The 10,024-nt window shown below is 50.9% G+C and carries 9 protein-coding genes; 4 read left to right on the top strand and 5 right to left on the bottom strand.

All coding sequences use genetic code 11. The features are described 5' to 3' along the window. The 5 genes from JRI95_03125 to JRI95_03105 form a co-directional block, all read right to left on the bottom strand. Nucleotides 1-563: ABC transporter permease (locus JRI95_03125; protein MBW2060538.1), on the bottom strand; the 563-nt coding region annotated here is incomplete at its 3' end. Then, complete coding sequence (locus JRI95_03120) at nucleotides 560-1,540, bottom strand: ABC transporter permease (GenBank protein ID MBW2060537.1); 981 nt, start codon at nucleotides 1,538-1,540, stop codon at nucleotides 560-562. The genes JRI95_03125 and JRI95_03120, both read right to left, overlap by 4 nt. Before the next feature lies 1 nt (nucleotide 1,541). Beyond that, on the bottom strand, nucleotides 1,542-3,200 hold the full coding sequence (locus JRI95_03115) for a peptide-binding protein (protein MBW2060536.1): 1,659 nt from the start codon (nucleotides 3,198-3,200) through the stop codon (nucleotides 1,542-1,544). Between the two features lie 15 nt (nucleotides 3,201-3,215). Beyond that, nucleotides 3,216-4,442, bottom strand: a complete 1,227-nt coding sequence (locus JRI95_03110) for an MFS transporter (protein ID MBW2060535.1) — start codon at nucleotides 4,440-4,442, stop codon at nucleotides 3,216-3,218. Between the two features lie 23 nt (nucleotides 4,443-4,465). Continuing rightward, nucleotides 4,466-4,903 (bottom strand): chromate resistance protein, encoded by a 438-nt coding sequence (locus JRI95_03105; protein ID MBW2060534.1) that lies wholly within the window; start codon nucleotides 4,901-4,903, stop codon nucleotides 4,466-4,468. Between the two features lie 788 nt (nucleotides 4,904-5,691). Between JRI95_03105 and JRI95_03100 the strand changes: the two genes are divergently transcribed. The 4 genes from JRI95_03100 to JRI95_03085 all read left to right on the top strand — a co-directional run bounded on the left by JRI95_03100 (nucleotide 5,692) and on the right by JRI95_03085 (nucleotide 9,998). Further along, nucleotides 5,692-6,495 carry a hypothetical protein gene (locus tag JRI95_03100; protein MBW2060533.1) on the top strand — a complete coding sequence of 268 codons (804 nt, stop codon included), beginning with the start codon at nucleotides 5,692-5,694 and terminating at the stop codon, nucleotides 6,493-6,495. A gap of 136 nt (nucleotides 6,496-6,631) precedes the next feature. Continuing rightward, nucleotides 6,632-7,543, top strand: coding sequence for a hypothetical protein (locus tag JRI95_03095; GenBank protein ID MBW2060532.1), 912 nt, complete (start codon nucleotides 6,632-6,634; stop codon nucleotides 7,541-7,543). Between the two features lie 113 nt (nucleotides 7,544-7,656). Then, nucleotides 7,657-8,856 (top strand): acyl-CoA dehydrogenase family protein, encoded by a 1,200-nt coding sequence (locus JRI95_03090; GenBank protein MBW2060531.1) that lies wholly within the window; start codon nucleotides 7,657-7,659, stop codon nucleotides 8,854-8,856. Nucleotides 8,857-8,867: 11 nt separating this feature from the next. Continuing rightward, complete coding sequence (locus tag JRI95_03085; GenBank protein MBW2060530.1) at nucleotides 8,868-9,998, top strand: acyl-CoA/acyl-ACP dehydrogenase; 1,131 nt, start codon at nucleotides 8,868-8,870, stop codon at nucleotides 9,996-9,998. The last annotated feature ends 26 nt before the right edge of the window (nucleotides 9,999-10,024 follow it).

The following is a 10,024-nucleotide window of genomic DNA, read 5'->3' as shown; positions in this document are numbered from 1 at the left end:
ATCCGGAGATCACTGGCCCCCAGGACCTTGGCCGCCTGGACGAATTCACGGGTTTTGAGCGTCAGGAACTCGGCGCGCACCAGCCGGGCTACGCCCATCCAGCCGGTAACGCCGATGACAATCATGATGTTCCAGATGGAGGGTTCCAGGATAGCGATTACCGCCAGGATGAGAAAGAAGGCTGGAAAGCAAAGCATCAGGTCCACAAAGCGCATGATGACTGAATCGGCCGGGCCGCCGTAATAACCGGCCAGGGCTCCGAGCACGACGCCGATGAGGGTGGCGATGCCCACAGCCACGAACCCGACCTTGAGCGAGATGCGTGAGCCCCAGATCATCCGTGAGAAGACGTCGCGCCCGAGATGATCGGTGCCAAAGGGATGGTCCTGGGAAGGACCGATGAGGATGGCTTTAACGTCAATATGATCCGGATTGTGTGGTGCGATCCAGGGCGCTAGAAAGGAGATGACAAAGAGGGCCAACACCAGAGCGGCGCCCAGCAGGGCCAGCTTGTTTAACATAAACCGGTTCAAAAAGTCCTGGGTAAGGGTACCGGATTTCATAACCCTCCTTCTCGAACGCGGGGGTCAGCTAAGGCGTAACCCAGGTCGGCCAGGAGATTGCCTGCCAGGGTCAGGATGGCGCCGATAACCAGGCCGCCCATGACCACGGGATAATCCCGGCTCATGACCGCCGCGTAAAAGAGCTGGCCCATGCCCGGGATGGCGAAGATGGATTCGAAGATGACGCTCCCGCCAATCAGGCCGGGCACTGAGAGGCCCAGGATGGTGATAACCGGCATAAGGGCGTTGCGCAGCGCATGCTTGTAGATGACCGTTCTTTCAGGAAGACCTTTGGCCCGGGCCGTGGTTATGTAGTCCTGGCGGACTACCTCGAGCATGTTTGAGCGCATGTAGCGACTCATGCCGGCCAGTCCGCCAAAGGCAGAGAGCAGGACCGGCATGATCAGGTGGGACGTCCGGTCCCAGACCTGACCCCATAAAGAAAACTGCTCGTATTCCAGTGATTTAAGCCCGGAGATGGGCAGCCAGCCAAGAGTCACTCCAAACAGGATCATCAGCAGCAGGGCCAGCCAGAAAGTGGGCGTGGCAAAGCCAATGAAGACAAAAACAGTCGTGGCCTTGTCAAAAAGACTATTCCGGTGGGTGGCCGAAAGGATGCCAATGGGGATGGCCACCACAAAGATGAGGACCATGGACAGAATGTTAATCAGAATCGTAATCGGTAAACGCCGCGCGATCTTGTTGATGACCGGCTCCCGGTCCGAGGCGAATGACCGGCCGAAGTCAAGGACCGCCAGCCGTTTGAACCAGTTCCAGTACTGAACATGCAGGGGTTTATCCAGACCGTAGAGCTGTTCCAGACGTTTTTTTGCCTCCAGGCTGGCCTTGGGGGTCATCATGGTTGCCATGTCCGTGGGTTTACCTGGCGCCAGATGAATGACAATGAAAGAGATGACCGTGATCCCGATCAGGAGCGGGATCATGAAGAGGATGCGTTTGGCCAGATAAAGCAGCATTCTATGGCTCTAACTTATACTTCTGCAAATGCTTGGGCACGTACCATTTGATAAAGTTGTACTCGATTCCAGCCGGCGCGGGTTTGATACCATGAAATCTGGCTGCCACAACCGGCAGGGCCTTGGCCACGTAAAGGAAGATGTAAGGCGCGTCTTCCTTCAATATCTCCTGAATGCGGTCGTATGACTTTTTCATCACTTCCCGATCAAAAGTAAAGCGGCCTTGGTCAATGAGCCGGTCCACCTCCCTGTTTTGGTATGAGACAAAGTTGAGTTCTCCGGGCTTGGTTTTGGAGGAGTGCCAGACATCAAACAGGTCCGGGTTTATGGGGATGGTCCAGCCCAGGATCACGGCCTCGAACTTCTTTTTATCAATAAACTCTTTCAGAAAGGCGGCCCATTCAATGATGCGGACCTTGACGCCAATACCCACGTCTTTCAGCCTCTGCTGGATGATCAGGGCCGTCATCTCCCGCTGTTTATTGCCTTGGTTTGTAGTAATGGTGAATTTAAAAGGCTGGCCGTCTTTATCCAGGAGGCCGTCATGGTCGGTATCTGCCCATCCGGCGGCGGCTAGAAGCATTTTCGCTTTTTCCGGGTCAAAGGGATACGGTGTGACCTTCTCATTATAAACCCAGGTACCAGGCTTGTAAGGGCCATTGGCCGGTTGACCCAGACCCAGAAGCACGCCATCAATGATTTCGTTTTTGTCAATGGCATATCCAATGGCTTGGCGGACTCGTTTATCCTGGAATTTGGGGTCAAGCAGGTTGAATCCGAGGTATGTGTAACCAAAGGACAGGTACTGGTACTTTTTAAAATCTTTTTCAAATTTCGGCGTATTGGTCTGACGTTTATACTGGATGGGTGTGAGGTCCATTCGATCCAGTCCGCCGCTTTTCAGTTCCAGAAACATGGTGGCTGTATCAGGGATGATCCGGTAAACATAGCGAAAGATGTAAGGTCGGCCCTCGAAGTAGTCCGGGCTGGCTTCCAGGATGATTTTCTGGCCGGTCTGCCACTCTTTAAAGATGTAAGGCCCGGTGCCTATTGGTTTCCTAGTCAGAGGGCTTTTAGTGATGTCCCGGCCTTGCAGAAGGTGTGCCGGCATGATGGGAAAGGACCATGAAATCAGTGCCGGCGCATAGGGTCGCTCATAGGTCACCCGAAAAGTGTAATCGTCAGGAGTCTCAGCTTTTTTGACCTGTTTATAATCTTCTCCATAGGCGGTGGGGGTCTTTGGGTCAATCATGAGCTGATAAGTGAACATGACGTCTTTGGAGGTGAAGGCATGGCCGTCATGCCATTTGACCCCCTTGCGGAGGCGGAAGGTAATTGTGAGGCCGTCCTCAGAGATCTCCCAGGATTCCGCCATGTTGCCGATGAGATTCAAGTTTTTATCTGTTTTGAGCAGGCCGTCGTAAATAAGCCCGTTGATATCACCGGAGGCTGAGTCCGATGCCAGGACTGGCAGGAGATTCGAGGCGTCGCCAATGGAACCGGTAACGATGGCGTCACCATAGGCGGGCGGATATTTCTGAGGCTGGGTCTTGGGCGCGGCTGATGACGAGGCCTCGTGATCTGACTTTTCACCGCAGGCCAGGATAAAGAACAGGCTGAAGGTGATGATTACTGCCCGGATCAAAGGACTGAAAGGCATGGTAGTCATTCTCCTTTATGTCAAGCGATCCTTTGAGAGGTCGCTCCCCCAGAGCGCAAAGGCCATGGTCCCCAAAAGACCGCAGGAAAATGCCACCAGGAAGTTGACGCCTGGAGCTATCATCCAGAGGAAAGCCCCGCCAAAGGCTGCCACAGAGACGATCACGTCGCGCAAGAGGTAGTAAAGGCCGAACATGGATGCCTTGCGGTCTTCCGGCGCCAGGTCCATAATCAGCGCCTTGCGGGTTGGTTCTCCAAACTCCTTGAGTCCCCTCAGGATGAAGGCCAGCACCAGCCAGGTGAAAGACTGGCAGAATAGAAGAAAAAGAGGAAACAAGGTGAAAAAAACAAATGTTATGATCACGAATGGCTTCTTGGCGCTTCGATCAGCAAGATAAGCCACCGGAATGTAGATGAGCATGGCGGTGGCCATTTCAATGCTCGTTAAGATACCAAACTTAAGAGCTGTAACCGGGGCTGCAATCGTCTTCATGCTCCATACCACAACAAAGGCATAGGGAATCTGTTCACAAAATCGGATCAGAATATCGGAAACCAGCAACCGTTTGAGCGATGGACTCATCAGACGGAACAGCCGCAGCGGATTCTTTTCCGGTGCTGTTGCTTGTTCGCTGCTTGCTTTTTTCGGACTTTGCTCTTCAATGAGCAGCTGCTGTAATACTGCTGCCACAAAGGCAAGTATAAAGGCGGCTACAAAGGCCAGCCGCACTCCATTCCGTTCTCCCCAGACACCGATGCAGAGGCCGCCTAAAATCGGTCCAAGCCCCATGGGGATACGCCTTACAAGGGAATGCATTGAAACCCCCATGGTACGCTTGTTCATGGGGAGCACCTTGGCCACAATGTCCATGGTCGCTGGCAGGGAGATCGCGGTCCATGACAGGAAAAAGACAGCCCCCACCAGGACCGCCTGCCAGGCCGGGATCAGAATGACCACCAGAAATCCAAGCATGGCCATGAGATTAAAAACAAGCAGGGCGCGTTTGGTGCCCAACCGGTCGGAAAGATAACCCCCGGGGAAGGAATACAGGGCCGAGAGAAGATTATCAAGACCGTTCAGGAACCCGATTGATAAAGCACCGCCGCCAAGGGCCATGAGATAAATCGGTAAAAACCGTTCGGCCATCCGTTCGCCCATGCCGACCAGGATAACCATGCCCAGCATGCCGACCGTACTTCTTTTAAGACCGAGGAAGTTTGAAATGCGTTTAAGGCGATCCATAATTAAATGATCATATCCGCTTGCTACCTCGCTTCGAAGGCGACCTTGAGACGGCACCAGGCATAAAGCGCGTCATAGACCTCAAACTGATGTTCTAGATTTTCCGCATCGTTCGGAAAACGGAGGCTGTAACCCACAGCAATGGCTTCCAGGCCCGCGGCCACAGGAACAGTATCCATCCTGTTCGTATCCGCGGCATTGACTATTTCACCCAGGACCAACAACGCTTTATCCCTGAGGTTGTACTTTTTGATAATGGCGTCAAACGAGCAACCACCATCATGATGGGTAAGTTCGACATCCGGCGCGTCAAAAGGTATGGCGCCTTCCTGCTCGGCCACATCCTGGATTCGACTCGTTGGAACGAACAGAAATTTCGCTTCAGAATCTACGAAGCGTTTAATGAGCCAAGGACATGCCACTCGATCTACATGAACATGGGATCGTGTTATCCATTTCATTATGCCCCTCCTTAAAATAATTTTTTAAACTGCCTGCACCTGGCAGACAAGGTGAAATACATAAAGATAAAATAATTCCACTCTCGAAACGCCCTGAATGTTTTTCTCATCAGACGGTTATTGATAATAGCATAGGAGTTCTTCTTAAGAAACTTAAAGTCTTATGAAGCTTCTGGATAACAGAACAGATGATCCGTGAGAGCCATATTGTTTTTCCCCTGTACATCAATGAATTTTTTTCGAGGGGAATGAGATTTATGTTTGGCAAGACCGCCTTTAATTAGGTAAAATCAAAAAAACAGGCGACAGCAGCTACTTCTTATATTATAGACACGGCTGAGCCCGAAATAAAACCTTAACGGTTTCAGTGAATAATTAAGGAACGTGACTAACTTAATTACAACAGCTGGCTGAAACAATGAAGAAGGTAAACTATGAATTCACGCCAGAGGGTAAGAATGGCCCTTAATCATCAAGAACCGGATCGCATACCATTTGATTTGGGGGCCACTGTGGTGACCGGTATTCATATTCATGCCTACGAAAAACTCAGAGAGCACCTCCGCCTGCCAGGGAAAGACGATATCGCTGTTTTAGATATTATGCAGCAGATTGCTATGGTTGATAAAGACGTGGATGCACGCTTCAAGGTTGACGTTCGCAACGCCGCCCCGCGATCCTCAGCCACCTTTGAGATCGAGATTAAAGATATGGGAGAGTATACTTATTTCTTTGATGAGTGGGGTATAGGCTGGAAAAAGCCAAAAGACGGCGGTTATTATTATGATATGTTTAAGCACCCCCTTCGAGACGCCCGGGACACAAATGATATTGATAATTTCCCCTGGCCCGATCCTACAGAGCCCGCGCGTTTTAAAGGCTTGGGCGAGCGGGCGCGCCGCGGTGTTAAGGTGGAAGAAAAGGCAGTTATTTTAGGCGGGCTTTGTGCTGGAGTTATGGAGATTGCGGCCTGGATGCGTGGGTTTGAAGGCTATTTTTCTGATTTTGCCTTGAATCCGACCCTGTTATGTTACCTGATGGACAAGGTCGTGGAACTTAAGATGGCTTACTGGGAAAAGGCGCTGGTCGAGGTGGGAGAGCATGTGGATGTGGTGCAGGAAGCAGATGACTTTGCCGGACAGTTCCGTATGCTCATTTCCCCGAGCATGTATCGTAAAATTGCCAAGCCGCGTCATAAAAAACTTTTTGATTTCATCCATCAGCACACTCCAGCCAGGATATTTTTTCATTCCTGCGGCGCCATCCGCCCTGTCATTTCGGATCTAATAGAAATTGGCGTTGATATACTCAATCCCATACAGGTAAGCGCAGCCGGCATGGACTCAAAAGAACTCAAAAAGGAGTTTGGGAAAGAAATTACCTTCTGGGGCGGCGGCGTAGATACTCAACACATCCTGGGCAATGGAACACCCGAGCAGGTTCGTGACGATGTGAAGCGGCGCATTGATGACCTGGCGCCAGGCGGGGGCTTTGTCTTTGCAGCCGTTCATAACATACAGCCTAACGTTCCGCCGGAAAATATCGTGGCCATGTGGGAGACTTTACAGGAATATGGGCTCTATGCAACCTGAAAGGCCTTAAGAAAGCGTTCTTAAGTCCCTTTGAATCGAACTTGATGTTTTTTATTTTTTTCAGACTGGCAGCTTGGGAATCAAGGCTGGCAGCTTTCAGGAATTAACGCGTTATTTAACATCAAGGAGGGTTAGCATGATTGAAGAAGCATTTGCAAACACCGAGATCGCGGTAAACGATGGTGTATTCGTCGGCCCGTTCAGGCAGCCGTTTAATGAACACCTTGACACAAAAACGAGTATTCACGACGACAAAACCGCACAAAAAGCAGGCATGCGGGGCGGCACGATCGCCGGTTCCTATCACCTGGAGCAATTCGTACCCTTGTTCATAAAGGCATTTGGCCGACGCTGGTTTGAAACCGGCGGCATCTCCATATACTTTCGTTATGCCACCATGCACCTGGAACCGGTGCAATGCTTTGTCCGAAGCCCGGAAACAGAAAATAATGCTCAGGTTGACGTCTGGATGAATCATAAAAATGGGCAGTTAGTTGCTGAAGGCACCGCTTCGATTGGCAGCCCGGCTGAACCTTCGGCCCTTCGCAAGCGGATCAATAATCTTCATCCTCCTGGCGAGGTGCGGATCCTCAAAGATTTGAAACCAGGAACAGATGTACCCTCCATAACCGTGAATATTCCTATGGAAAATACACAAAAGCGCTTCGAGCGCATAACCGAACCGCTGGACTGGTATGTGAAGGAGTCTCCCTGGGGCGGTCCTATCTTGACCCCATCACAGATGATTAAAGCCCTAAGACACGGGGTGGTGGTGGCCTTCGATCAGCGAGGCTTGCGCCAAGGAGTGGTTGGGCTCTTCGGAGCTCTTGAGTTCCGCTATCTCAACGGGCCGATCTTTTGCGATAAGGACTACGTCAGCACGGGAAGGATTATCGCGGTTGGCGAAACGCCGAAAACCGAATATTATTGGCTGGAAGGAGTGCTGGAAGAACCGGACACCGGGGAAAAGGCTGCGGATTCATTGATCATGATCCGTGTTGTGAAAGCCACGTCACCACTGTACCCGGAACTCCAGCAGGATGTCTAAAATCAACGGATTTCTTTTGGCTGCTTTTTAGCGGCCTGGTGATTAGAGGCGCCGCGGCGGATGGAAGCGGTCTCGCGATTTAATTACCACCAAGATACGCAAAGGAGGGTTTAATGGATTACAAATTGACAGAAGAACAACAAGCCCTGAAAAAAGAATTTGAGGATTTTTTCAGGGAGGAAATGAAGGACGCACCGCCGGCATACCAAAAGAATGCCTTGGAGGCAATGTATGGCGACGATGACGGCTGGCAGTTCCATAAATCTATGCAAAAAAAGCTTGCGGAAAAGGGCTGGTTTACGATGGCCTGGCCAAAGGAGTACGGCGGCCGGGAGGCCCCGATCATCGAACAGCTTATCTTCAGTGAGGTTCACGCCTACTATCGTGCTCCAGGCATAGACGGTTTTGGTGTGGGAATGTTTGCGCCAACCCTGATGCAATTTGCCAATGAGGAACAGAAAGAAAGATTACTGCCTCCAATCGCTCGAGGTGAGGTGAATTACTGCCAGGCCTGGAGTGAACCCAATGCCGGATCGGATCTGGCCGCGCTTACAACGACTGCGATTAAAGAAGGCGATCACTATGTAGTAAACGGCCAAAAGGTCTGGACCACCGGCGCTCACAGGGCTGACCGTATGTTTCTTTTGGCCCGGACAGACCCTTCCCAGAAAAGGAGTTCCGGCCTTTCAGTATTCAACGTAAATATGAGCATCCCGGGAATTGAGGTGCGGCCCATACATTACATGGACGGGACACACCTGTATAATGAGATCTTTTTTTCAGATGTTATTATCCCGGAACATGACCGTATAGGCCCGGAGCACGAGGGATGGAAATCAACCCGGGCCACCATGAATTTTGAAAGATCGAGCGTGGGTTCTTATGCCTCTGCTAAACGGTCGCTTGAAGAACTCCTCGAGTATGTAAAAACCACCAAAAGAGGTGGGAGACTCCTCTATGAGAATCCTATGGTCAGACAAAAGCTAGCCAAGTTATACATTGACATCGAACGCGGGCGAGACCTGGCTTATAGAGTTGCCTGGAACCAGGGAAAAGGAAACTTTCTTGTTTCAGCCACCGGCGCATCTGAATCAAAGGTTTTTGGCACTGAACTTTTTCAGCGTCTGGCCAATTTTGCCACAGAGATTATGGGCCTGCATGGTCAACTGGGCTCTTCCAAATGGGCCCCGCTTGACGGTGTAATGTCCGATGCCTATCAGTGGTCTCTGGGGATGAACATAGCGGCTGGCTCCTCTGAAATTCAGCGCAATATCATCGCCTGGGTTGGTGTCGGTCTCCCAAGGTTTAAATAAGGAGGGGAAAGATGAATCTGGATTTTACATCGGAACATGAGATGTTGAAGGACGCAGCCACGAGGTTTTTGACGAAAGAATGCCCCTATGCTCGGGTGAAGGAATTGGAGGAGAGTCAAGACGGATATTCGCCAGAACTGTGGCAAAAAACGGCCGAGCTCGGATGGCTGGGATTACTGTTTCCTGAAGAATACGGAGGATACGCCGGACAGTTCGTAGATATGGTCATTATTCAGGAGGCCATCGGCCGGGCGGTTTATCCAAGTCCTTTTTTCTCCACCATACTCCAATGCGGGCTCACTATCCTGGAAGGAGGCACCGAAGATCAAAAAAAGGACCTTCTACCCCAGATTGCGGAAGGCAGCCTGATCATGGCCCTGGCTCAATATGAAGAGGATGGCAGTTATTATCCCCAAGACATCAACCTGAAGGCTGAGGCTCAAGGGGACGATTATATCTTAAGTGGGACCAAATTGTTCGTGATGGATGCCAACGTGGCGCACAAACTCATTGTGGCCGCCAAGACAGATAATGAGGAGGTAACGCTTTTCCTCGTTGATGCCAATGATCCGAATGTCGCCATCAGTAAAATGCCCACCATTGGCAAAGACAATAACTGTGAGGTTATTTTCAACGACGTCAAAGTACCAAAGGCGAATATCATTGGCTCGCCTGGCAATGGAAAAGAAACCCTGGAGAAAATGAACGCCAAGGCGGCCGTGGCCAAGGCGGCCGAAATAGTTGGAGGCTGCAAGGCCTGTATTGATATCACGGCTGAATATGCCAAGCAGAGGGAACAATATGGCAAGCCAATCGGCGGTTTCCAGGTCATACAGCATTATATGGCCAACATGTTGTTGGAATACGACACCACATATAATTATCTGTATCGAGTCGCCTGTATGATAGATGAAGGCGAGGATTTTGCCAGAGATGCTTCAGCCTTGAAGGCCTGTGCAAATGAGGTTTATAAATTCATCAGTGAAAGAGCCGCCCAGATCCATGGCGGTATCGGGACAACCAGGGAAGGCGATATCGGGCTTTTTTATCGAAAAGCCAAATCCTGCGAGTACATGTGCGGTGATACGGATTTCCATTATGAGGAAGTCTTTGCAAGGTTACTCGAGCAGGGGCCAATGTAAGCAATAACTCCAGCCCACACTGTGGA

It is taken from the genome of Deltaproteobacteria bacterium (assembly GCA_019308995.1).
Taxonomy (GTDB): domain Bacteria; phylum Desulfobacterota; class Desulfarculia; order Adiutricales; family JAFDHD01; genus JAFDHD01.
Note: the sequence above shows the minus strand (reverse complement) of the source record. Positions and strands in the feature narration are given on the sequence as shown.

Excerpts from the sequence above, each read along its gene's own strand:
- JRI95_03120 (MBW2060537.1), bottom strand. The coding sequence starts at position 1,540 with ATGCTGCTTTATCTGGCCAAACGCATCCTCTTCATGATCCCGCTCCTG.
- JRI95_03115 (MBW2060536.1), bottom strand. The coding sequence starts at position 3,200 with ATGCCTTTCAGTCCTTTGATCCGGGCAGTAATCATCACCTTCAGCCTG.
- JRI95_03110 (MBW2060535.1), bottom strand. The coding sequence starts at position 4,442 with ATGGATCGCCTTAAACGCATTTCAAACTTCCTCGGTCTTAAAAGAAGT.
- JRI95_03105 (MBW2060534.1), bottom strand. The coding sequence starts at position 4,903 with ATGAAATGGATAACACGATCCCATGTTCATGTAGATCGAGTGGCATGT.
- JRI95_03100 (MBW2060533.1), top strand. The coding sequence starts at position 5,692 with ATGTTTAAGCACCCCCTTCGAGACGCCCGGGACACAAATGATATTGAT.
- JRI95_03095 (MBW2060532.1), top strand. The coding sequence starts at position 6,632 with ATGATTGAAGAAGCATTTGCAAACACCGAGATCGCGGTAAACGATGGT.
- JRI95_03090 (MBW2060531.1), top strand. The coding sequence starts at position 7,657 with ATGGATTACAAATTGACAGAAGAACAACAAGCCCTGAAAAAAGAATTT.
- JRI95_03085 (MBW2060530.1), top strand. The coding sequence starts at position 8,868 with ATGAATCTGGATTTTACATCGGAACATGAGATGTTGAAGGACGCAGCC.